Source organism: Streptomyces sp. NPDC096105, from assembly GCF_044763335.1.
Lineage (GTDB): Bacteria > Actinomycetota > Actinomycetes > Streptomycetales > Streptomycetaceae > Streptomyces.
This window is the reverse complement of sequence record NZ_JBIWGC010000001.1, coordinates 431,587-453,177: the sequence shown is the minus strand read 5'-3', so window position 1 is coordinate 453,177 and position 21,591 is coordinate 431,587. Positions and strand designations below refer to the sequence as shown.

Annotated in this window: 20 protein-coding genes, 1 other RNA gene and 1 pseudogene; 12 read left to right on the top strand and 10 right to left on the bottom strand. The window is 74.0% G+C overall.

What is annotated here, in order from left to right:
* Window positions 1-32 precede the first annotated feature (32 nt).
* Genes ACIQ8B_RS01975 through ACIQ8B_RS01965 form a run of 3 tightly spaced genes read left to right on the top strand, consistent with a single transcriptional unit; the run spans window position 33 to window position 3,324 of the window.
* Window positions 33-1,490, top strand: a complete 1,458-nt coding sequence (locus tag ACIQ8B_RS01975) for a glycosyltransferase family 4 protein (protein ID WP_290004545.1) — start codon at window positions 33-35, stop codon at window positions 1,488-1,490.
* Complete coding sequence (locus tag ACIQ8B_RS01970) at window positions 1,484-2,224, top strand: class I SAM-dependent methyltransferase (protein ID WP_019522471.1); 741 nt, start codon at window positions 1,484-1,486, stop codon at window positions 2,222-2,224. Before ACIQ8B_RS01975 ends, ACIQ8B_RS01970 begins: the two co-directional genes overlap by 7 nt.
* The gene (locus ACIQ8B_RS01965) at window positions 2,221-3,324 is read left to right on the top strand and encodes a prenyltransferase (RefSeq protein WP_290004544.1); all 1,104 of its coding nucleotides are present in this window, start codon (window positions 2,221-2,223) and stop codon (window positions 3,322-3,324) included. The genes ACIQ8B_RS01970 and ACIQ8B_RS01965 overlap by 4 nt, the downstream gene beginning before the upstream one ends.
* A 199-nt stretch (window positions 3,325-3,523) precedes the next feature.
* Here ACIQ8B_RS01965 and ACIQ8B_RS01960 read toward each other — a convergent pair whose 3' ends face one another.
* From ACIQ8B_RS01960 to ACIQ8B_RS01945, 4 genes are all read right to left on the bottom strand, one after another.
* On the bottom strand, window positions 3,524-3,817 hold the full coding sequence (locus ACIQ8B_RS01960; RefSeq protein WP_290004543.1) for a hypothetical protein: 294 nt from the start codon (window positions 3,815-3,817) through the stop codon (window positions 3,524-3,526).
* A gap of 111 nt (window positions 3,818-3,928) precedes the next feature.
* Window positions 3,929-4,744, bottom strand: coding sequence for a DUF5336 domain-containing protein (locus tag ACIQ8B_RS01955; RefSeq protein WP_290004542.1), 816 nt, complete (start codon window positions 4,742-4,744; stop codon window positions 3,929-3,931).
* A 162-nt stretch (window positions 4,745-4,906) separates the two neighbouring features.
* Window positions 4,907-5,872 (bottom strand): N-acetylmuramoyl-L-alanine amidase, encoded by a 966-nt coding sequence (locus ACIQ8B_RS01950; RefSeq protein WP_403544551.1) that lies wholly within the window; start codon window positions 5,870-5,872, stop codon window positions 4,907-4,909.
* Window positions 5,873-5,881: 9 nt separating this feature from the next.
* Window positions 5,882-6,541 (bottom strand): class I SAM-dependent methyltransferase, encoded by a 660-nt coding sequence (locus ACIQ8B_RS01945; RefSeq protein WP_106416443.1) that lies wholly within the window; start codon window positions 6,539-6,541, stop codon window positions 5,882-5,884.
* Window positions 6,542-6,813: 272 nt separating this feature from the next.
* On the opposite strand from ACIQ8B_RS01945, the gene ACIQ8B_RS01940 reads away from it, so the two are divergent.
* On the top strand, window positions 6,814-8,247 hold the full coding sequence (locus ACIQ8B_RS01940; RefSeq protein WP_403544549.1) for an MFS transporter: 1,434 nt from the start codon (window positions 6,814-6,816) through the stop codon (window positions 8,245-8,247).
* Window positions 8,248-8,635: 388 nt separating this feature from the next.
* Here the strand turns inward: ACIQ8B_RS01940 and ACIQ8B_RS01935 are convergent, their stop codons facing one another.
* Window positions 8,636-8,803: a hypothetical protein gene (locus tag ACIQ8B_RS01935; protein WP_198602571.1), complete on the bottom strand. Its 168-nt coding sequence runs from the start codon at window positions 8,801-8,803 to the stop codon at window positions 8,636-8,638.
* Between the two features lie 97 nt (window positions 8,804-8,900).
* Window positions 8,901-10,121, bottom strand: a complete 1,221-nt coding sequence (locus ACIQ8B_RS01930) for a hypothetical protein (RefSeq protein WP_403544547.1) — start codon at window positions 10,119-10,121, stop codon at window positions 8,901-8,903.
* Window positions 10,122-10,356: 235 nt separating this feature from the next.
* Between ACIQ8B_RS01930 and ACIQ8B_RS01925 the strand changes: the two genes are divergently transcribed.
* From ACIQ8B_RS01925 to ACIQ8B_RS01915, 3 genes are read left to right on the top strand one after another with little or no spacing between them, the layout of a single operon-like run.
* A complete protein-coding gene (locus ACIQ8B_RS01925) occupies window positions 10,357-11,277 on the top strand; it encodes a Nif3-like dinuclear metal center hexameric protein (protein WP_403544545.1) in 921 nt (306 codons plus the stop codon).
* Window positions 11,274-12,017 carry a zinc ribbon domain-containing protein gene (locus ACIQ8B_RS01920; RefSeq protein WP_290004757.1) on the top strand — a complete coding sequence of 248 codons (744 nt, stop codon included), beginning with the start codon at window positions 11,274-11,276 and terminating at the stop codon, window positions 12,015-12,017. The genes ACIQ8B_RS01925 and ACIQ8B_RS01920 overlap by 4 nt, the downstream gene beginning before the upstream one ends.
* Before the next feature lie 34 nt (window positions 12,018-12,051).
* On the top strand, window positions 12,052-13,431 hold the full coding sequence (locus ACIQ8B_RS01915) for a bifunctional RNase H/acid phosphatase (protein WP_403544543.1): 1,380 nt from the start codon (window positions 12,052-12,054) through the stop codon (window positions 13,429-13,431).
* Window positions 13,432-13,455: 24 nt separating this feature from the next.
* Here the strand turns inward: ACIQ8B_RS01915 and eda are convergent, their stop codons facing one another.
* The 4 genes from eda to ACIQ8B_RS01895 all read right to left on the bottom strand — a co-directional run bounded on the left by eda (window position 13,456) and on the right by ACIQ8B_RS01895 (window position 16,417).
* Window positions 13,456-14,118, bottom strand: a complete 663-nt coding sequence (gene eda, locus ACIQ8B_RS01910) for a bifunctional 4-hydroxy-2-oxoglutarate aldolase/2-dehydro-3-deoxy-phosphogluconate aldolase (protein WP_403544541.1) — start codon at window positions 14,116-14,118, stop codon at window positions 13,456-13,458.
* Between the two features lie 75 nt (window positions 14,119-14,193).
* Entirely contained in the window at window positions 14,194-14,976 is a 783-nt protein-coding gene (yaaA, locus tag ACIQ8B_RS01905) for a peroxide stress protein YaaA (RefSeq protein WP_403544539.1), read from the bottom strand.
* A 27-nt stretch (window positions 14,977-15,003) separates the two neighbouring features.
* Window positions 15,004-15,612, bottom strand: coding sequence for a hypothetical protein (locus tag ACIQ8B_RS01900; protein ID WP_403544767.1), 609 nt, complete (start codon window positions 15,610-15,612; stop codon window positions 15,004-15,006).
* Window positions 15,613-15,661: 49 nt separating this feature from the next.
* Window positions 15,662-16,417 carry a MerR family transcriptional regulator gene (locus tag ACIQ8B_RS01895; RefSeq protein WP_190000382.1) on the bottom strand — a complete coding sequence of 252 codons (756 nt, stop codon included), beginning with the start codon at window positions 16,415-16,417 and terminating at the stop codon, window positions 15,662-15,664.
* A gap of 172 nt (window positions 16,418-16,589) precedes the next feature.
* Between ACIQ8B_RS01895 and ACIQ8B_RS01890 the strand changes: the two genes are divergently transcribed.
* From ACIQ8B_RS01890 to ACIQ8B_RS01870, 5 genes and pseudogenes are all read left to right on the top strand, one after another.
* The gene (locus ACIQ8B_RS01890; RefSeq protein WP_403544765.1) at window positions 16,590-17,159 is read left to right on the top strand and encodes a Uma2 family endonuclease; all 570 of its coding nucleotides are present in this window, start codon (window positions 16,590-16,592) and stop codon (window positions 17,157-17,159) included.
* Between the two features lie 27 nt (window positions 17,160-17,186).
* Window positions 17,187-18,023 (top strand): AraC family transcriptional regulator, encoded by an 837-nt coding sequence (locus ACIQ8B_RS01885; RefSeq protein WP_403544537.1) that lies wholly within the window; start codon window positions 17,187-17,189, stop codon window positions 18,021-18,023.
* A gap of 19 nt (window positions 18,024-18,042) precedes the next feature.
* Window positions 18,043-18,822 (top strand): annotated as a pseudogene (locus ACIQ8B_RS01880) (DMT family transporter); the annotation flags it as partial.
* 115 nt (window positions 18,823-18,937) lie between these two features.
* Window positions 18,938-19,340, top strand: an RNA gene (gene rnpB, locus ACIQ8B_RS01875) — RNase P RNA component class A.
* 304 nt (window positions 19,341-19,644) lie between these two features.
* Complete coding sequence (locus ACIQ8B_RS01870; RefSeq protein WP_403544535.1) at window positions 19,645-21,555, top strand: DNA/RNA helicase domain-containing protein; 1,911 nt, start codon at window positions 19,645-19,647, stop codon at window positions 21,553-21,555.
* The last annotated feature ends 36 nt before the right edge of the window (window positions 21,556-21,591 follow it).

The following is a 21,591-nucleotide window of genomic DNA, read 5'->3' as shown; positions in this document are numbered from 1 at the left end:
GCGGGACAGTGCAGGCAGAAGGGGGCCCCGCAGTGACCGCTGAGGCCAGTCAGGCCGGGCCCTCGGCGGGCCCCGCATCCGACGGCTCGCGACCGCTCCGCATCGCGCTCCTCACCTACAAGGGAAACCCGTTCTGCGGCGGCCAGGGCGTCTACGTGCGCCACCTCTCCCGCGAACTGGCCCGCCTGGGGCACCGCGTCGAGGTCATCGGCGCCCAGCCCTACCCGGTGCTCGACGAGGGGTACGACGGGCTGAGCCTCACCGAGCTGCCCAGCCTCGACCTCTACCGCCAGCCGGACCCCTTCCGCACCCCGAAGCGCGACGAGTACCGCGACTGGATCGACGCCCTCGAGGTCGGCACCATGTGGACCGGCGGCTTCCCCGAGCCGCTGACCTTCTCGCTGCGCGCCCGCCGCCATCTGCGCGCCCGCCGCGGCGACTTCGACGTCGTCCACGACAACCAGACCCTCGGCTACGGCCTGCTCGGCGACCTCGGCGCGCCCCTGGTGACCACCGTCCACCACCCCATCACCGTCGACCGCCGCCTCGAACTGGACGCCGCCGGGAACTGGCAGCGCCGCATGTCCGTGCGCCGCTGGTACGCGTTCACCCGCATGCAGAAGCGCGTCGCGCGCCGGCTGCCGTCCGTGCTCACCGTCTCCGGCAGCTCCCGCGCCGAGATCGTCGAGGACCTCGGCGTGCGGCAGGACCGCATCCACGTCGTCCACATCGGCGCCGACACCGACCTGTTCTCCCCGGACCCGTCCGTCGCGGTCGTCCCGGGCCGGATCGTCACCACCTCCAGCGCCGACGTGCCGCTGAAGGGCCTGGTCTTCCTCGTCGAGGCGCTCGCCAAGGTGCGCGCCGAACAGCCCGACGCCCACCTCGTCGTGGTCGGCAAGCGGCCCGCCGAGGGGCCCGTCGCCCAGGCGATGGAGCGCTACGGCCTCGAGGGCGCCGTCGAGTTCGTCAAGGGCATCTCCGACGCCGAGCTCGTCGACCTGGTGCGCTCCGCGCAGGTCGCCTGCGTGCCGTCGCTGTACGAGGGCTTCTCCCTCCCGGCCGCCGAGGCCATGGCGACCGGCACCCCGCTCGTCGCCACCACCGGCGGCGCCATCCCCGAGGTCGCGGGACGCGACGGGGAGACCTGCCTGGCCGTGCCGCCCGGCGACGCGGGTGCGCTGGCCGCCGCGCTGACCCGGCTGCTCGGCGACGCCGGCCTGCGCGCCCGCCTCGGCGCCGCCGGACGCGAGCGCGTGCTGGCCAACTTCACCTGGGCGCGCGCCGCCGAGGGCACCGTCGCCCGCTACCGCGAGGCCATCGAGACCGCCCGCGCCGGCCGGGGCGGGGCCCCGCACGCGGCGGCCCCGGCCCCGCGGACCCCGGCGCCCGCGCACCTCGGCCTCGTCCCCGACGCTCCCGCGGACACGGGCGGCGTACCCGTGACCGCGGCCGACACCTCCGACCGTGAAAGCAGGGCCACGTGCTGACCGTCGACTTCTCCCGGTTCCCGCTCGCCCCGGGCGACCGCGTCCTGGACCTCGGCTGCGGCGCCGGACGGCACGCCTTCGAGTGCTACCGGCGCGGCGCCCGGGTCGTCGCGCTGGACCAGAACGGCGAGGAGATCCGCGAGGTCGCCAAGTGGTTCGCGGCGATGAAGGAGGCCGGTGAGGCGCCCGCCGGGGCCACCGCCACCGCCATGGAGGGCGACGCCCTCGCCCTGCCCTTCCCCGACGAGTCCTTCGACGTGGTCATCATCTCCGAGGTGATGGAGCACATCCCCGACGACAAGGGCGTGCTCGCCGAGATGGTGCGGGTCCTCAAGCCCGGCGGCCGGATCGCGATCACCGTCCCGCGCTACGGCCCGGAGAAGGTCTGCTGGACCCTGTCCGACGCCTACCACGAGGTCGAGGGCGGCCACATCCGCATCTACAAGGCGGACGAACTCCTCGCCAAGATCCGCGAAGCGGGCCTGCGCCCCTACGGCACCCACCACGCCCACGCCCTGCACTCGCCGTACTGGTGGCTGAAGTGCGCGTTCGGCGTCGACAACGACAAGGCGCTGCCGGTCCGCGCGTACCACAAGCTGCTGGTCTGGGACATCATGAAGAAGCCGCTGGCCACCCGGGTCGCCGAGCGGGCGCTGAACCCGGTGATCGGCAAGAGCTTCGTGGCCTACGCGACCAAGCCGCACCTGCCGCGCGCCGAGGCGGACGCCACGTGACGACCTCCCGGCCGGCCGGCGACCCCCGCACCCCCCGCTTCGAACACCTCGTCCTCACGGGCGTGCTGACGGCCGAGCAGGCGGCGCGGACCGTCGCCGGGATCCTCGCCGTGCAGCGGGAGGACGGCGCCATCCCGTGGTTCCGGGGCCACCACCTCGACCCGTGGGACCACGTCGAGGCCGCGATGGCGCTGGACACGGCGGGCGAGCACGAGGCGGCCGAGCGGGCCTACCTGTGGCTGGCCCGCCACCAGCTGGACGACGGCTCCTGGTACGCGGCCTACGCCGACGGCGACCCGCACGCCGTCACCGACCGGGGCCGGGAGACCAACTTCGTCGCCTACATCGCGGTCGGCGTGTGGCACCACTACCTGTCCACCGGCGACGACACCTTCCTGGACCGCATGTGGCCCGCCGTGTGCGCGGCCGTGGAGTTCGTGCTGACGCTCCAGCAGCCCGGCGGGCAGATCGGCTGGCGGCGCGACGACGACGGCACACCCGCCACGGACGCGCTGCTCACCGGCTCCTCCTCCATCCACCACGCGCTGCGCTGCGCCCTCGCCATCGCCGACCAGCGCGAGGAGCCCCAGCCCGGCTGGGAGCTGGCCGCGGGCGCGCTGCGGCACGCCATCCGGCGCCACCCGGAGCGGTTCCTCGACAAGAACCGCTACTCGATGGACTGGTACTACCCGGTGCTCGGCGGCGCGCTGACCGGCGCGGAGGCGAGCGAGCGCATCCAGGAGGGCTGGGAGCGGTTCGTCGTGCCCGGCCTCGGAGTGCGCTGCGTGGTGCCCAACCCGTGGGTGACCGGCGGCGAGTCGGCCGAACTCGCCCTGGCCCTGTGGGCGACGGGCGAGTCCGACCGCGCGCTGGAGGTGCTCCAGTCCATCCAGCACCTGCGCGACCCGGAGAGCGGCCTGTACTGGACGGGGTACGTCTTCGACGACGACGCGGTCTGGCCGCGCGAGCTGACCACCTGGACGGCCGGCTCGCTGCTGCTGGCCGTCGCCGCCCTCGGCGGTCACGAGCCGACCTGCGCGGTCTTCGGCGGGGACCAGTTGCCCAAGGGCATGGACCCGGACTGCTGCCCGGACGCCTGAACCGCCCGGTCCGGGGTCGCCCGGTTCAGTGGCGGCGCAGGCGGCCGGCGATGGTGTGGCCGGTGAAGAGGTGGACGACGGCGGCGAGTCCGTGGCCGAGGACGGCCCGGGCCCGTTCCTCGTCGAAGGTGCTGTGTTCTTCCGGGCGCCCCCGGACCCCCGGGTCCCGTGGCCGGGCCGGGGTCCGGGGGCGCCCGGTTCAGTGGCGGCGCAGGCGGCCGGCGATGGCGTGGCCGATGAAGAGGTAGACGACGGCGGCGAGTCCGTAGCCGAAGACCACCCGGGCCCATTCCTCGTCGAAGGTGAACAGGTCCCGCGACCAGGCGGCGAGCCAGTTGGCCGCGTCATGGACGAACTGGACCAGGTCGTTGGCCCGGTTGGCGTCCAGCAGATACATCAGGATCCACAGTCCGAGGATGAAGGCCATGACGTCCGCGATCACCGCGATGACCGTTCCCGCGGAGGTGGAACCAGAGCGATATCGAGGGGACATGATGTCCGTCTGGCCCCGAACGCCCGCTTGAAACCAGTCCTGTCCGCGGACCACGCACGCGAACGGCCCCCCGCCCGCAGGGGCGAGGGGCCGTCGGGGACGGGCCGGGGCTCAGCCGCGCTGGATGCCCGACGTGTCCTGGAGGACGCCGCGGCGGCCGTCCTGCGTCTGCGCGACCAGCGCCTGACCGCGCTGCTCCACCGCCAGGTACCAGGTACCCGGGGCCAGTTCGGCGATCGGTGTGGGCGAGCCGTCCTCGGGGAACAGCGGACGCGGCACCGGCACGGCGAACCAGAACGGGGAGAAGTCGGGGGCGGAGGGGGGCGCGGCCGGCTGGCCCTGCTGCGGCTGACCGCCGTACGGCTGGCCGGGCTGGCCGCCGCCGAAGGACGCCTGCTGGGCGCCCGGGTAGCCGTAACCGCCGGGCGGCTGCGCACCGTACGGCTGCTGCGGGGCGGCGGGACGGGGGGCCGGGAGCAGCGCGCCCTTGAGCGCCGGGACCAGCGGCGTGGCCACGGCGGCGGCCGCCATCACCAGCGTGGCGACGAGAGCGAGGATCACACCCAGGCCCGCGTCGGGGCCGTCACCGGCGCCGTCGAAGTTGTCGAGGCCGCCCGCCGGGTCGAAGACGTTGCCCAGTGCGCTCCAGGCGGCGAACACCGCGAAGGCCACACCGAACGGCGCCAGATCCAGACCCGCGACCTTCGGCGCCTGCGGCAGACCCCGGGCGACGACGATCAGGGCCGCGGCGATGAGTCCCGCCAGCACCACGCTCAGCAGCACCGGACCGCTCGCCCACAGGCTGGGGATGTCCGTGCTGTCCGGGGCGCCGTCGATCGAGTACAGATCGAGGAACGACGCGATGAACAGCAGTACGGCTGCTCCGATCACCACGCCGTCGCCTCGAGTGAGGGAGCGGATATTCACTTCAGGTCCTTCGTAGGTCGTCTCGTCGTCGGAAGAGGCGTCGCCGTCACCATGTCGCCCCGTGGGGTGGCCCGGTGTGAAGCGCGGGGGAGGCCCCCGATCGTACGGAGGACACTATCGTCCGCGGGACCGGGCTGTCCGCCCGGACCAGCGTGCCGATCCCTACCCGCGCAGGAAGCTCACGATTCCCTCGGAGATCCCTCGCGCCGCTTTCTGCCGCCACGCGCCGCTGCTCAGCAGCGCCGCGTCCTTGCTGTCGCGCATGTTCCCGCACTCGACGAACACCTTCGGAACCGTTGACAGATTGAGACCGCCCAGGTCCTTCCGCGTGACGAGTCCGGTGCCGCCGCCGATGTAGTTGGACGGCGCGGTGCCGGTGACGCGCACGAAGGCGCCCGCGATGCGCTCCCCGAGTTCGCGCGAGGGTTCCACGATGGCGCGGGTGTCCGCCTCACCGGCGTTCACCTCGCCCGGCAGGATCACGTGGAAGCCGCGGTTGCCGGCGCCGGAGCCGTCGGCGTGGATCGAGACGACGGCGTCGGCCTTCGCCGCGTTGCCGATCCGGGCCCGCTCGTCCACGCACGGCCCGAACGGCCGGTCGCCGTCCTGCGTGAGCTTCACCGTCGCGCCCTGCTTCTCCAGGACGGTCCGCATCCGGTGGGCGACGTCCAGGGTGAACTCCGCCTCCGCGTACCCGTCATCGGTCGACGTGCCGGTGGTGTCGCACTCCTTGCGGTGGGTGCCGACGTCCACCTGGCGGTTGATCTCGGCCGTGTGCTCGAAGTTCGCCGGATTGTGCCCCGGGTCGATGACGACCACCTTGCCCTTGAGCGGGCCGGCCGCGGCGGGCGCCGACGCGGAGGGCGCCCGCGAGGCGGGGGACCCCTCGTCCCCGGCGGACGGCGAGGCGGCGGGGGAGGAGGCGGTGGGCGACGGCGTACGGGGCGCGGCCGACGGGGAGCCCTCGGCCCCCGCGCCCGCCGCGTCGTCGTCCGTGCCGCCCGCGGCCGCGTACACGCCCCAGCCGAGCAGCCCGCCGCAGACGAGCGCGGCGAGGGCCACGGTCAGCGGACCGCGGCGGGACCGCCGCCGCGGGGGCGGATCGAAGTCGGGACCTGTGTACGACACCCGGCCACCCTAGCGGTGCGCGGCGGCCGCACCCGTACGGCGCAGGACACGCAGCGAACCCGTGGCGGAGACCTCCGTGAACTCCCCGGACGCCAGGGCCCGCTGGTGCACCCGGTACGGGGCCTGCCCGGTGAACTCGTCCACCGGGTCGGGGAAGACGTCGTGGATGACGAGCAGCCCGCCCTCGGCGACGTGCGGGGCCCAGCCCTCGTAGTCGGCGCTCGCGTGCTCGTCGGTGTGGCCGCCGTCGACGAACACCAGGCCGAGGGGGCGCGCCCACAGGGCGGCGATCTGCGGGGAGCGCCCCACCAGCGCCACCACGTGCTCCTCCAGGCCCGCCCGGTGCAGGGTCCGCCGGAAGGCGGGCAGGGTGTCCATCACGCCCAGCTCGGGGTCGACGGTCTCCGGGTCGTGGTACTCCCAGCCCGGCTGCTGCTCCTCGCTGCCGCGGTGGTGGTCCACGGTGAGGGCGGTGACGCCGGCCGCGCGGGCCGCGTCCGCGAGCAGGATCGTGGAGCGGCCGCAGTAGGTGCCGATCTCCAGCAGGGGCAGGCCCAGCCGGCCGGCCTCGGCCGCCGCCGCGTACAGGGCCAGGCCCTCGTCCAGCGGCATGAACCCCTTCGCCGCCTCGAACGCGGCCAGGATCGCGGGCTCCGGCGCCTTCGCCACGGGGGACGCCTCTTCGGAGGTCACAGAAGTTTCCACGGGGTCATGCTGCCGCAGGCCCCGGCGGAGGTGGTGAGGGGGGGGGTGACGCCGAGGCGCCGTCCGGCCGGCGTCACCCCCCCGCACTGGTGCTGTGCGGTCGCGCGGGTCCGGCTTGCGCGGCGGGGGAGACCGTCCGCCGGGCGGCATCGTGAAGAGGTGACCGCGCTCGGTCCGGGGGAGGAGACGGGTGTCCGACGAAATGCCGATGCGGGCCGCGCGCGGCGGTTGAGAGCATGACCCTCATGCTCGAAGCCCCCGACACCACCCGCGCCCCCGCCCGTTCCGCACCGCCCGTATGGCTGGTGGTGGCGCTCGCCTGCGCCGGCCAGTTCCTCGTCGTGCTCGACATCTCCGTGGTCAACGTGGCGCTGCCCTCCCTGCGCACCGGCCTCGCGCTGGACGAGCAGGGCCTGCAGTGGGTGGTCAACGCGTACTCCATCGCCTTCGCGGGCTTCATGCTGCTCGGCGGCCGGGCCGGCGACCTCTGGGGACGCAAGCGCATGTTCCTCGTCGGGCTCGGACTGTTCACCCTGGCCTCGCTGGCCGGCGGGCTCGCCCAGGAGGGCTGGCAGCTGCTGGTGGCGCGGGCCGTGCAGGGGCTCGGGGCGGCCGTCCTGGCGCCCTCCACGCTCACCCTCGTCACCTCGGCGGTGCCGGAGGGCGCGGCCCGCGCCCGCGCCATCGCCACCTGGACCGCCGTCGGCGCGGGCGGCGGCGCGGCGGGCGGCTTCGTCGGCGGGGTGCTCGTCGAGGCGCTGTCCTGGCGCTGGGTGCTGTTGATCAACGTGCCCGTCGGAGCGGTCGTGCTGGCCGCCGCCGCCCGCTGGATCACCGAGAGCCGCGCCGGGGAGGGCCGCCGCCTCGACCTGCCCGGCGCGGTGCTCGTCACGGCCGGCCTCGCCACCCTGGCGTACGGGGTCTCCCAGACCGAGGCCGTCGGCTGGACGGCGGTGTCCACCGTGGTGCCGCTGTGCGCGGGGCTCGCCCTCGTCGCGCTGTTCGTGCTCGTGGAGGCCCGCGCCAGGTCCCCGCTGATGCCGCTCGGGCTGCTGAGGCTGCGGTCGGTGGCCTCCGCCAACGTCGCCATGTTCCTCAGCGGCTCCGCGATGTTCTGCATGTGGTTCTTCATGACCCTCTACGCGCAGAACGTCCTCGGCTACACCCCGCTGGAGGCCGGACTCGCCCTGGTGCCCAGCTCCCTCGCCGTGATCATCGGCTCCAAGGTCGCCCCGCGCCTGATGCGGGCGACGGGACCGCGCGCCGTGGCCGTGCTCGGCACGCTCGTCGCGCTGGCCGGCTTCGCCTGGCAGTCCACGATGACGGCGGACGGCGACTACCTCACCGCGATCATGTTGCCCGGCGTCCTGATGATGCTGGGCGCGGGCCTCGCCGGCACCCCGCTGGCCTCCCTCGCGACGTCCGGCGCGGCGCCCGAGGAGGCCGGGGTGGTCTCCGGCCTGGTCAACACCTCCCGCACGATGGGCGGTTCCCTCGGCCTCGCCGTCATGGCCACCATAGCGGCGGCCCGCACGGACGGCCGCGACACCCCGGAGGCCCTCACCGAGGGCTACGCCCTCGTCTTCACCACCGGGACCGCCGTCCTGGCGGTGGGCGCCGTCCTGATGTGGGCGTGGCTGCCGCGCACCCCGGCGAGGCGGACGGGCTGAACCGTCCCGAGGGAGGGGTCCGGCCCCGGCGTCACAGCCGGCCCCGCTCGCTGGCCTCGTGCAAGGCCCCCCGTGCGGTGACGCGTGCCCGTCCTGCCGATGGCCGCGGACAGGCGGTGGTGCGCGGACCGTGGACCCGGACGGGGGCGGGCGGGCGGCGGTCGCCCCGCCCGCGGACGCTGCCCGCGGACTCCCGCAGCACGTCGCGTGCGCGGGCGGTGAGCGGACCGGGCCCGGCGCCGCCGCGGCACGACGTCCCGGGCGCCGCACCGATGCGTGGTGAACGCCAGGCGGACGCAGAGGTTCCCCGGACACGGGAGCGGCCCCGGCCGTCGTCCGGGGCCGCTCTTCCGTGCCGCCCGCGGGGGGCGAGGCCGCCGACCTGGTGTCAGGCGGCCGACTCCACGTGCTCGTTCTCCTGGGTCGGCTTGCGGTGCCGGCCGCGCGGGGACGTCTCGGTGTCCTGCGTGGAGACCGGCCCCCGGTGCCTGCCGTGACCCGCGGCGACCTGCTCGTGCTCGACGGACTGCGGCTCGTGCGTGATGACGTCGCTCATCGGAAGGAATTCACCCCGTAAACATGATCTTTCCTACAGCCGGGCGAGTCTAACCGGCCCACCGCACCCCGGATCCAGGCGGCCACGCCAACCGCCGCTAGTTCGTTACAAGCCGCCCGAGGGGTGCCTGCTGGAGCGGCACGGGACGGGGCGCGTCGGCCGGCGAGTTGAGGTGACGGACGGTCATCTCCGTTGCGCGGGTCGGCAGTTGACCAGGGAACGGCACCTGGTGCGGAGGTGAAGGCTCCGCGCCCGCGGCGGCGCCCCGAGGCGGCTCGTCCTCCGGCCGCCGTCGCTCCCCCGGCATCGTCAGCGTGGCCACACCGCAGGGCGCCGCCCCGGTGGAACAGGGGAGCCGCAGCGTCCCGGACGCCGTCCACAGCCCCGTGCCGGTCAGCCAGCCCGCCGGGGCGGGGACGTGGTGCACGCGCCGTTCGGCGGGGCGCCACAGCCCGATCCAGCCGCCGCCCGCCCCCTCGACGCGCAGCGCCACCGCGCAGCCCTCCGGGCTCAGCACCTGCCCCGGCTGCACGGCGAACGGAGTGACCGTGCGGTCCGCCAGCCGCAGACACCCGGGGAACCGCACGGGCAGGGTGCTGCCCAGCACCCCCCAGCCGAGCCGTTCCTCCCCGGGGGAGGGCGCGTCCGAGCGGATCAGCAGCAGCCCGCTGTCCGGGTCGGCGAGCAGGACCCGGTCGTCGCTGCCGGGGGTGATCTGCAGCAGCGGGGACACCTCGCCGCCGCGTCCGAGGTCGACCACGACCGACTTGGTGCGTCCGTCCGCCTCCCGGTCCAGGGCCAGCATCCGGCCCTCGCGGTCCAGCCACACCCCGCCCGAGCAGCGGCCGGGGATCTCCGCGACCCGTTCGGGCCCGGACGCGCCGCCCGCCACCCGCCACACCGCCGCCGAGTCCCGGCCGGCGGCGAGGGCGTACGCCCGGCGGCCGTCCGGGGCCGGGGGCAGCAGCCGCAGCCGGGTCTGCCCGTCCGGGCACACGACCGCGCCGAGCGGCAGCTCGCCGGTGCCGGGTCCGGTCGGGTACAGCAGGGAGAAGGCGTGCCGCCCGTCCACCAGCCGGTGGATGAGGACGCGGCCGTCGCTCAGGGGCTGTACCTCGGTGCCGGGCTCCTCCGGCTGGTTGCCGGGCAACGGCACCGCGTACGGCTCGGGGCCGTCCAGGGTCCAGCGCTCCGGGAACAGGGAGTCGCCGGCGAGGGCCAGACGGGCGGCGTAACAGCCGTCCGCGGTGATGGCGCAGCCCGCCCGTCCCGCTCCGTTCTCGTGTGCCGCCGCAGGTTCGATGGCGCAGACCGTCATCTCTCGGTCACCTCCGGTGACGAACGGTAATTTCCGCGGACGGAGGCGGCGGAGCGGAGGGGCGCGCTTCACACGTACGGGTGCTCCAGGAACGATTCTGCCGAGGAAGCGCGAGCCGTGTGCTCCACGGGTGCTCGGCGGGTGCCGCACCGTGGCGCACCGCGGGTGCGGTGCGGGACCGGGCGGGGGCCGGATCCGGTACTGCCGTGCGAAAGGGCCAGGTAGCCTTGGCGGCGTGCCCCGTCTGTCAGAAGTCATCGCCGCGCTGGAGAACCTGTGGCCCGCCGGGCGGGCCGAGTCCTGGGACGCGGTCGGCACCGTCGTGGGGGAGCCGGACCAGGAGGTCACGCGCGTCCTGTTCGCCGTCGACCCGGTCCAGGAGATCGTCGACGAGGCGGTGAAGCTCGGCGCCGACCTGCTGGTCACCCACCACCCGCTCTACCTGCGCGGCACGACCACCGTCGCGGCCTCCACCTTCAAGGGCCGCGTGGTGCACACGCTCATCAGGAACGGCATCGCGCTGCACGTCGCCCACACCAACGCCGACACCGCCGACCCGGGGGTCTCCGACGCCCTCGCCGGCGCGCTCGGCCTCAGGGTCGTACGGCCCCTGGTGCCGGACCCCTCCGACCCCGAGGGGCGGCGGGGGCTGGGCCGCGTCTGCGAGCTCGACCCGCCCCTCACCGTGCGCGAGTTCGCCGCCCGCGCCGCCGAACGGCTGCCCGCCACCGCGCAGGGCGTCCGCGTCGCCGGCGACCCGGACGCGCCGGTCCGGACGGTCGCCGTCAGCGGCGGCTCCGGCGACAGCCTCTTCGACCACGTCCGGGCGGCCGGCGTGGACGCCTTCCTCACCGCGGACCTGCGCCACCACCCGGCGTCCGAGTTCATGGCGGACCGCGCCCACAGTCCTCTCGCGCTGCTCGACGCGGCGCACTGGGCCACCGAGTGGCCCTGGTGCGAGCTGGCCGCCGCCCAGCTCGACGAGATCTCCGACCGGCACGGCTGGAACCTCCGGGTCCACGTCTCGCGCACGGTCACCGACCCCTGGACCGCCCACGCGGCGTCGTCCGGCGCCCACCCGTCACCCACCGCCACCCTTCCGGGGGGCGCCGCGCGCGCCCCTCTGGATTCCGACACCTCTGGAGCCCCCAACTGAACGCCGAGCCCGCCGACCAGATCCGACTCCTCGACGTCCAGGACCTCGACGTCCGCCTCCAGCAGCTCGCGTACAAGCGGAAGTCGCTCCCGGAGCACGCCGAGATCGAGTCGCTGAACCGGGACCTCGCCCAGCTGCGCGACCTGCTCGTCGCCGCGCAGACCGAGGAGAGCGACTGCGCGCGCGAGCAGACCAAGGCCGAGCAGGACGTCGACCAGGTGCGCCAGCGCGCCGCCCGGGACCAGAAGCGCCTCGACTCCGGAGCCGTCTCCTCGCCCAAGGACCTGGAGAACCTCCAGCGCGAGATCGTCTCCCTCGCCAAGCGCCAGGGCGACCTGGAGGACGTCGTCCTCGAGGTCATGGAGCGCCGCGAGTCCGCCCAGGAGCGGGTCGCCGAACTCACCGAGCGGGTCGGCTCCGTCCAGGGCAAGGTCGACGACGCGACCGCCCGCCGGGACGCGGCGCTGGAGCAGATCGACGGCGAGGCCGCCTCCGTGACGAAGGAGCGCGAGGTCGTCGCCGCGTCCGTGCCGGCCGCTCTGCTCAGCCTGTACGACAAGCTGCGCGAGCAGCAGGGCGGCATCGGCGCGGCCAAGCTGTACGCGCGCACCTGCCAGGGATGCCGTCAGGAGCTGGCCATCACCGAGCTGAACGAGATCCGCGCCGCCGCCCCGGACACCGTGGTGCGCTGCGAGAACTGCCGCCGCATCCTGGTCCGCACGGCGGAGTCGGGACTGTAGGGGAAACAGCGGGGCTCACAGGGGACCGAATCCGATGCGGGAGTTCGTCGTCGAGGCGGACGGCGGGTCGCGGGGCAACCCGGGACCGGCCGGTTACGGGGCCGTGGTCAGCGATGCGGCCACGGGGGAGACCCTGGCGGAGGCGGCCGAGTACATCGGCGTCGCCACGAACAACGTCGCCGAGTACCGGGGCCTGCTGGCCGGCCTGCGCGCCGCGCGTGAGCTGGACCCGGAGGCACGGGTCCACGTCCGGATGGACTCCAAGCTCGTCGTCGAGCAGATGACGGGCCGCTGGAAGATCAAGCACCCGGCGATGAAGCCGCTCGCGGCGGAGGCCGCGACGGTCTTCCCGCCGGACCGGGTCACTTACGAGTGGATCCCCCGCGCACGCAACACCCACGCGGACCGCCTGGCCAACGAGGCGATGGACGCGGAGCGGGGCGGGCCCCGGCCGCCCGCGGCCGGCCGCGCCGACCTGGACACGCCCCCGGCCGTACCGGCCCCCGAGGGCCCGCCCGGTGACGCGACGGCGGGGGCGGCACGGGTGCGCGCGGCGATGGCGCCGGGGGCGGAGAGCGCCGCGGAGCCGGGCGAGCCGGGGCCGAGGCGGCGTCCCACAGCGGCGAGCGGTGCCGGGGCCGGCGGTTCGGGCTCGGCGGGCGCGGCTCGGGGGCGCGGCGGCGAGGGCGCCTCCGACGCGGCGGGAAGCGGCTCCGCGGCCGCCGACGCCGACCGTCGGGCCGCGCAGGCCGTTGCCACCCCGTCCTCCGGGTGGGCGCCCGCCGACATGGGGGCGCCGGCGACCTTCGTGCTGCTGCGGCACGGCGAGACGCCGCTCACCCCGCAGAAGCGGTTCTCGGGCAGCGGGGGCAGCGACCCCTCCCTCTCGGACATCGGGCGCGAGCAGGCCCGGAAGGTCGCGGCCGCGCTCGCCCGGCGCGGCACCGTGCAGGCGGTCGTGGCCTCACCCCTCGCCCGCACCCGCGAGACCGCCCGGATCGTCGCCGCCCGGCTCGGTCTGGACGTGGCCGTGGAGGAAGGGCTGCGGGAGACCGACTTCGGCGCCTGGGAGGGCCTCACCTTCGGCGAGGTGAGCGAGCGGCACCCCGAGGACCTGAACGCCTGGCTGGCGTCCCCGGACGCCGAACCCACCGGCGGCGGCGAGAGCTTCGCGGCCACGGCCGCCCGCGTCGCGGAGGCCCGCGACAAGCTGCTCGCCGAGTACCGGGGCCGCACGGTCCTGCTGGTCACCCACGTGACCCCGATCAAGACCCTGGTCCGGCTCGCCCTGGGCGCCCCGCCCGAGGCGCTGTTCCGCATGGAACTGTCCGCCGCCTCGCTGTCCGCCGTGGCGTACTACGCCGACGGCAACGCCAGCGTCCGCCTGTTCAACGACACGTCCCACCTGCGGTAGACCCGGCGGGCCCCGCCCGTCTCCCTACAGCGCCGCCGCCTCCCGCGCCAGCCGCTCCACCCGGTCCCAGTCACGGGCGGCCACCGCGTCCTCCGGCAGCATCCAACTCCCGCCGACACAGCCCACGTTGGGGAGGGCCAGGTACTCCGGGGCGGTGGCCGGGCCGATCCCCCCGGTGGGGCAGAAGCGCGCCTGCGGCAGCGGTCCCGCCAGGGACTTCAGATACGCCGGGCCGCCCGCCGCCCGCGCCGGGAAGAACTTCATCTCCCGCACCCCGCGCTCCAGCAGCGCCATCACCTCCGACGCCGTGGACACCCCGGGCAGGAACGGCACCCCCGACGCCCGCAGGGCCGTCAGCAGCGTGTCCGTGCACCCCGGACTGACCAGGAACCGCGCCCCGGCCGCCACCGCGCCCGTCACCTGCTCCGGCGTGAGCACCGTCCCGGCGCCGACCACGGCCCCCGGCACCTCGGCGGCGATCGCCCGGATCGCGCCCGGCGCGGCCGGGGTCCGCAGGGTCACCTCGATCGCGGGCAGCCCGCCCGCCACCAGCGCCCGCGCCAGCGGCACGGCGTCGGCGGCGTCCCCGACCACGACCACGGGCACCACGGGAGCCGGCGCGAGCACCGAGAAGGAGGGAGCGGCACCCGTGTCGGGCACACCGGACGGCGACAGAGGAGCGTTCATGGCGCTCATCCTGCCGTCGGCACGCATCCTGCGCAAAGGGCGTTGCATACCCTGCAACGAGACCCCCGGAGGGGCTCAGTGCACCTCGTCCACCAGCACGTCCAGCGTCCACGCCCGTCCCGCACGGGCCGGCGCGGCGGCCTCCACCGCGTACCCGAGGTCCCGCAGCGCCTCCACCAGCTCCGCCGGGTCCTTCGGCGCGGCCCCGGCCGTCAGCAGACTCCGGACGATCCGGCCCTTGGTCGCCTTGTTGAAGTGGCTGACCACCTTGCGGGTCGGCGCGTGCAGCACGCGGACCGTCGCCGTACGCCCGGCCACCTCGCCCTTCGGCTTCCACGCCGTGGCGTACGCGGCCGAGCGCAGGTCGAGGACCAGCCCCGACCCCGCGGCCTCGGGCAGCGCCTCCGCCATCGGCGCCCGCCAGTACGCGCCCAGCGCGCCCAAGCCGGGCAGCTTGACCCCCATCGAGCAGCGGTAGGAGGGGATCCGGTCGGTCACGCGGACCGCGCCCCACAGTCCGGAGAACACCAGCAGCGACTGCGCCGCCCGCCGCTTCGCCGCCGCGTCGAGGGAGGCCAGGTCCAGGGCGTCGTACAGCACCCCGGTGTAGATCTCCCCGGCCGGACGGGCGCCGGCGGTGCGCAGCTCGCGGTTCTTCGCGACCTCGCCCCGCAGGCCCTCGCTCAGCCCGAGCACGTCACGTGCCTTGTCCTCGTCGCCGGAGCAGAGGCCGACCAGCTCGGCGAGGACCTCCTCCCGCGCGGCGTTCAGTCCCGGCAGCGACAGGGACTCCGTCCGCAGCGGGGCACCGCGGCCGGAAGCGGCCTTGCCTTCGGACGGCGGCAGCAGGACAAGCACACGTACTCCTTCGGTCGAGCTCGCCTGTCAGGGTACGGCGTGGTCCGCGGGCCCCGGCGCGGCGGCGGTGAGCGCCCGCACCAGGCCGTCGGCGTCGTCGGCGTGGAAGCGGAGCACGCGCACGTCCCGGGTGCGTCCGAAGAACGACCGGTGCGCAACCGGCTCCGCGAGCTCCACCGTCACGGTCGTCCGCGAGCCGACGGCGAGGTTCAGCTCCCCGTCCGCCTCCGCGTGCGTCATCCGCAGCTCGCGCCGCACGGACGCGATCCGCTCGCGCGGTATCCGCAGGTCGACGTGGACGGCCCGGCGGACCCGCAGCCTGTCGGGGCCGACGACGTGCGGCCGTACGGCGAAGGCGGCGTACAGGGCGATCACGACGACGACGGTGTAGACGTCCAGGAAGAGCACCACCGCGTGCAGCGTCGGCCAGTCGGCCAGCAGCACGGACATCGCGACCGTCTCCACCACGCACACGAACGCGATCCCGGACATCATCGCCTTCTCACCGCGCGCGTACCCGAACGCCGTGCCTTCGCGTACGCCGTGCGTCCGCCGCGCCAGCCACAGCGCGAGGCTCGCCATCAGCCGCGCCTCGTGCCGCGCCAGCGCCCACCCCACCCGCACCGCCGCCCTCATCGCCACACCCCTCTCTCCCGTACGGGAACCTCTCGTGCCGTTCGCCGGCTCACGCCCGCCCCTCCGCCACGATCCGCAGCGCCCTGCGGAAGGCCTCCGCCTGGGCAGGGGCGAAGTCCGCGTAGAGGGCGGCCAGGAAGCTGTTGCTCTCGTCGAGGACGGCGTCCTCGGGCAGCAGCCCGGCGGGCACGCACTCCGCGAGCGCACGGGCGGCCTCGTCGACCCGCGGGTCGTCCGTGCCGACCCCTTCGAGCTCGTCGAGCAGCCGGTACACGGTCATGGCCCGTTCCGTCCCGCCCGGCGCCCCGACCACCCCGCTCATCAGCCCCATCAGCCGCTTCCGCTCCTCCGGCGGGGCGGACGTCTCGATCAGCGCGAGGATCTCGCGGTCCTTCGCGGCCATGGGGGAGTCGGTGAGGTGAGCGGTGTCCCGGAACAGCGCGGCCAGCTCCGGCGAGACCGGCCCCTCGGCGGCCGTCCCGCCCTCCGACTCCAGCAGGGTCCGCAGCCGCGCCCGCCGCTCCCGGATCGCCTCCTCCTGCCGCGCCAGGTCCTCGTCCAGCTCCGCCAGCACCTCGGCGAGGTCCTTGCCCGCGTCGTCCGCGAGCACGTCCCGCACCTCGGCGAGCCCGAGCCCCAGTTCGGTCAGCCGCCGGATCCGCGCCAGCACGACGGCGTGCCGCAGGGTGTAGTCCCGGTACCCGTTCCCGAGCCGCTCCGGCTCCGGCAACAGCCCGAGATGGTGATAATGCCGCACGGCCCGCGTGGTCACCCCGACCGCCGCGGCCAGCTCTCCGATCCGCATGCCCCCAGTAGAAACGTTGACGTCGCGGCAGGGTCAAGCGAACGCTGTGGCGTCCGACGGGGGCCGTGATCCTGTGCCACGATCGAGGGAACGGTTCCCGATTCCACGGTCAGGTGATCACCCGATGGTCCAGTCCGGCGAGCGACCGAAGGAGGGGCGCGACGTGACGGCAATGGCCCACGAACCGATCTCGCAGGCGGACGTCCTGCTGGAGGGGTTCCTCGCCCTGGACACCCCGGAGGGCTTCCGGGCGGAGTTGATCGAGGGGGAGATCGTCGTGACGCCGCCGCCGGACGGGGACCACGAGGACTACATCAATCTGATCATGAAGCAGGTGATCAGACGATCCCGTACCGACATGGACTTCTCCGGGAACAAAGGGCTGAAGCTGAAGAGCGGCGGCGCCTGCCCGAAGAACCACGTCATCCCGGACGGCACCTTCGCGCCCACGGAGCTGCGCCTCTACCGCGGCGCCGACCCGTGGATGCCCTGCGACGGCGTGGCGATGGTCGTGGAGGTGACCTCCACCAAGCCGCAGGCGGACCGCGAAGCCAAGCGCCGGTGCTACGCACGGGGCGGCATTCCCCTGTACCTCCTCGTGGACCGCGAGACCTCTTCGATCACCCTCTTCGGCGACCCGGAGGGCGACGAGTACCGGGAGCACCGCACCCGGCCCCTGGGCAAGCCCCTCACCCTCCCCGAGCTCTTCGCCTTCGACCTGGACACCGCCGACTTCCTCTGATCCCCTGAAGGCCGGGGGTGCGACATCGTGGGGAACGTGCGGGAACAGGCCAGATGGACCAGGGCGCGGCTGGGGCGGTGCGGGCCCGTGCTGGATCTGCTCACCGCCCGGTTCGACCGGCACGAGTACGCCCCGCACGCGCACGACGAGTACACGGTCGGGGTCACCGTCGGCGGGCTCGAGACGATCGCCTACCGCGGCGGGCGCATCGTGTCCGGCCCCGGCTCGATCGTCGTCCTGGAACCCGGCGAGATGCACACCGGAGGCCCCGCCGCCCCCGAGGGCTACTCGTACCGCGCCCTCTACGCGGCCCCCCTCCTGCTCGGCGACGGCATCGTGTCCGGCACCGGCCTCCCGCACTTCCCCGAACCCGTCCTGCACGACCGGGAGCTGGCCGCCGCCCTGCGCCGCACGCACACCGACCTCAGCGCCCGCCCCGACCCGCTGGAGGCCGAGTCGCGCCTGCCGTGGCTGCTCGCCGCGCTGGCCCGCCGCCACTCCGCCTCCCGCGCCGTCGACGGCGCCGTCCCCGGCGCCCGGTCCGTCGCCCTCACCGTCCGCGACCGCCTCGCCGACGAACTCCTCGCCCCGCCCTCCCTGGGAGACCTCGCCGCCGACCTCGGCCTCTCCCGCTACCAGCTGCTCCGGGCGTTCCGCACGACGATGGGCGTGCCGCCGTACGCGTGGCTCGCCCAGTACCGGGTGACCCGGGCCCGCGCCCTGCTGGACGCGGGGGTGCGGCCCGCGGAGGCGGCCGCCCTGGTCGGCTTCGCCGACCAGGCGCACCTCACCCGGTGGTTCCGCCGCGTGCTCGGGGTGACCCCGGCGGCGTACCGCAACAGCGTTCAAGACCCCGGACGCTGACCCGGCGGACACTCCCCGCATGACGGCACGCGGCTGGTTCCTGTTCTCCCTGATGGGAGTGGTCTGGGGCATTCCCTATCTGATGATCAAGGTGGCGGTGGAGGAGGTGTCCCCGTCCGGAGTGGTGTCCGCCCGCTGCGCCGTGGGCGCGCTGCTGCTGCTCCCCTTCGCCCTGCGCCGGACCGGCCTCGTCCGGAACGTGCGGACGCACTGGAAGCCGATGCTGGCGTTCGCGGTCATCGAGATCGTCGGCCCCTGGTACACCCTGACCGACGCCGAACGCCACCTCTCCAGCTCCACGGCCGGCCTGCTGATCGCGGGCGTCCCGATCGTCGGCGTCCTGCTGTCCCGCGCCTACGGCCGGGCGGAGCCCCTGGGCCCCCGACGGATCACGGGCCTGGCTCTCGGCCTCGGCGGCGTGGCCGTCCTCACCGTCCCCCACCTGACCGGCGGCGACGCCCTCTCCCTCGCGGAGGTCCTGGTCACGGTGGTCGGCTACGCGACGGCTCCGCTGATCGCGGACCGCCACCTCAAGGACGTCCCCACGCTGCACCTGATCACGCCCTGCCTGGCCCTGGCGGCCCTGGTCTACGCCCCCGCGGCGATCGCGAGCCGCCCGGCGGCCCTCCCCGCCCCGGGGACCCTGGCCGCGCTGGCCGCCCTCGGCGTCGTCTGCACGGCGGTGGCGTTCGTCGCCTTCCTGGAACTGATCAGGGAGGCGGGTCCGATCCGCGCGTCCGTGATCACGTACGTCAATCCGGCGATCGCGGTGGCGGCCGGCGCGCTGTTCCTGGACGAGGCCCTGACCGCGACGGTGGTGGCCGCCTTCGTCCTGATTCTCACCGGATCGGTGCTGGCCAACGCGCGGGAGCGGAAGCCGGCCGGGCGGCGGGTACCATGGTCGGCACGGCAGACGAGCCGGGCGGACGGCCGCGTGGAGTCCCCCTAGGGGGCTTCCCGAGGAACGTCCGGGCTCCACAGGGCAGGGTGGTGGCCAACAGCCACCCGGGGTGACCCGCGGGACAGTGCCACAGAGAACAGACCGCCCGGCGCTTCGGCGCCGGGTAAGGGTGAAACGGTGGTGTAAGAGACCACCAGCGCCTGAGGTGACTCAGGCGGCTAGGTAAACCCCACCCGGAGCAAGGTCAAAAGGAAGCACCCCGGTGCTTCTGCGCGGACGACCGAGGGCTGCCCGCCCGAGTCCGCGGGTGGACCGCACGAGGCCGGTGGCAACACCGGTCCTAGATGGATGGCCGTCGCCGGCGGGACCGCGAGGACCCGCCGGAACAGAACCCGGCGTACAGCCCGACTCGTCTGCCGCCCGCGGCTCCCGCCTGATTCCACGGTCTGGTCGCAGTCGGGCTGCTCCCCGCTCCGTCCGGCCCGCAACCTCCGGTGCCAACGCGGAGTGCCTCTGCGCGGCACAGCGGTTCTTCTCCGCCCGGCTCTTCGCGTCGTGCCGTGCCGGCAGCAGGCTCACCGTTCGTGATCTCACCTGTGGTCGTGCGCGACATCGCGTTAGTGTTCTCCCTGGATATTTTCAACTGCGGTCCGACGGGCTTCCGCTTCAGGACATGCCCCCATCCGCACGAGTCGCTTCGTGCTGCCTGGGGGCTTTTCCGTGCTGTATCGCGGTTCGGCGTCGACCATCGCCGCCGACCACATGTCAGGGCCCGAGGACCGCTTCGCCGGCACCCTGGCCGCCTACATGACAGAGCAGTTCTTCCACCTTCACCAGCGCAAGCCCAGCGCGTCCGAAATACGCTCGTGGGAGCGCAGCATCCCTCAGGTGGCCCACGCCCTCCTGGACGCGGGGCTGGGTGGCGTCGAGATGATGCTGGAGTACCAGCTTCCTCTCTCGAGCAAGCGGGCGGACGTAGTGCTGGCCGGTGTACATCCGCGGACCCGGGAGCCGTCCTACGTCGTGGTCGAGCTCAAGCAGTGGAGCCGCGCACACCCCTACGACGGGGCGGCGGAGCGGTGTCTGGTCGACGGCCACGGCAGGCCCAAACTCAACCCCATCCTCCAGGTAGCCGACTACTGCGACTACTTGGTGGGATTCAACAGCGCCCTCGCGCGGCACCCCGAGCGTGTCGCCGGTGTCGCGTATCTCCACAACGCATCCGAGGTCGACGTCGAGAACCTGTACGACGTCGGGCAGCGCGCTCACGGGCGGTTGTTCAGCAGGGACCGACGCGGTGCGTTCATCGAGTTCCTCAAGGCGCGGCTCGCACCGGAGTCCGGTGCGAGCGCAGCCGATGAACTCCGGCGTGCGGTGATCAAGCCCTCTCGTCAACTGATGGAGGCCGCTGCCCGTGAGGTGCGCGAGCGCGAGGAGTTCGTCCTCCTCGACGAGCAGCATCTGGCGTACGAGACGGTCATGCACGCGGTACGCAAGGCCCGCCACTCGGACCACAAGGAAGTCGTGATCGTGACGGGTGGTCCCGGCACCGGCAAGAGCGTGATCGCGCTCTCACTGCTCGGTGAGCTCTACCGCAACGGCCACACAGCCCTTCACGCGACGGGATCGCGCTCCTTCACCCTCACGATGCGGAAGATCGCGGGTGATCGGAAGCCCGTGGTGAAGAAACTCTTCAAGTACTTCAACGACTTCATGGCGGCCGAGAAGAACGGACTTGAGGTACTGCTCTGCGACGAAGCGCACCGGATCCGTGAGACGTCGAACCAGCGGTGGACCCCGGCCCGGCTGCGCACCGGCAAGCCTCAGGTGGAGGAACTCATCGACGCGGCGCGCGTCCCGGTGTTCCTGCTGGACGAGCACCAAGTGGTGCGGCCGGGTGAGCAGGGAACGGTTCCGCAGATCATCGAGGCGGCCGAGCGGCGGAATCTGGACTGGGAGCTGATAGAGCTGGACGCGCAGTTCCGGTGCGGCGGCAGTGAGGCGTACGTGCACTGGACGCACCGCCTCCTGGGATTCGAGGAGGGCGGCCCGGTCGTCTGGGAGCCGGACGGGCTGATGGACCTCCGAGTGGCCGAGTCTCCTGCGGAGCTCGAGGCGTTCCTGGAGGAGCGGCAGGCCGGCGGTGACCGTGCGCGCATCACGGCCGGATACTGCTGGCCCTGGGCGAAGGAGGAGCCGAGGAACGGTGAGCCGCTGCCCCTGGACGTCGTGATCGGTGAGTGGAAGAAGCCGTGGAACCTGCGCGGGGACCGGTCCGTCTCCGGCGCGCCTCCGGCTGCGCTGTGGGCCACTGATCCGGCGGGTTTCGGGCAGGTCGGCTGTGTGTACACCGCCCAGGGCTTCGAGTACGACTGGAACGGCGTCATCATCGGCCCCGACCTGGTCTGGCGCCGGGACAGGTGGGTGGTAAACAGGGCTGCCTCGCACGATCCGGACCTGCGCCGCAAGACGGTCACCGACGAGGTCGTCGACCGTCTCGTGCGCAACACCTACAAGGTCCTGCTCACTCGCGGGATGAAGGGCACGGTCCTGTACTCGACCGACGCCGAGACCCGGGCCAGGCTGCGGGAGCTGGTGGAAGGCGGCAGGCGGGTCGTCGTAGCGGTGTGACGGCGCGTAGTTGCGTATGTGCGAGAGGTCGTCATA

Coding starts and splice junctions, on each gene's coding strand:
- ACIQ8B_RS01940 (WP_403544549.1), top strand. CDS start 6,814: ATGACCCTCATGCTCGAAGCCCCCGACACCACCCGCGCCCCCGCCCGT.
- eda (WP_403544541.1), bottom strand. CDS start 14,118: ATGAACGCTCCTCTGTCGCCGTCCGGTGTGCCCGACACGGGTGCCGCT.
- ACIQ8B_RS01930 (WP_403544547.1), bottom strand. CDS start 10,121: ATGACGGTCTGCGCCATCGAACCTGCGGCGGCACACGAGAACGGAGCG.
- ACIQ8B_RS01890 (WP_403544765.1), top strand. CDS start 16,590: ATGGCCCACGAACCGATCTCGCAGGCGGACGTCCTGCTGGAGGGGTTC.
- ACIQ8B_RS01900 (WP_403544767.1), bottom strand. CDS start 15,612: ATGAGGGCGGCGGTGCGGGTGGGGTGGGCGCTGGCGCGGCACGAGGCG.
- ACIQ8B_RS01960 (WP_290004543.1), bottom strand. CDS start 3,817: ATGTCCCCTCGATATCGCTCTGGTTCCACCTCCGCGGGAACGGTCATC.
- ACIQ8B_RS01935 (WP_198602571.1), bottom strand. CDS start 8,803: ATGAGCGACGTCATCACGCACGAGCCGCAGTCCGTCGAGCACGAGCAG.
- ACIQ8B_RS01915 (WP_403544543.1), top strand. CDS start 12,052: ATGCGGGAGTTCGTCGTCGAGGCGGACGGCGGGTCGCGGGGCAACCCG.
- ACIQ8B_RS01895 (WP_190000382.1), bottom strand. CDS start 16,417: ATGCGGATCGGAGAGCTGGCCGCGGCGGTCGGGGTGACCACGCGGGCC.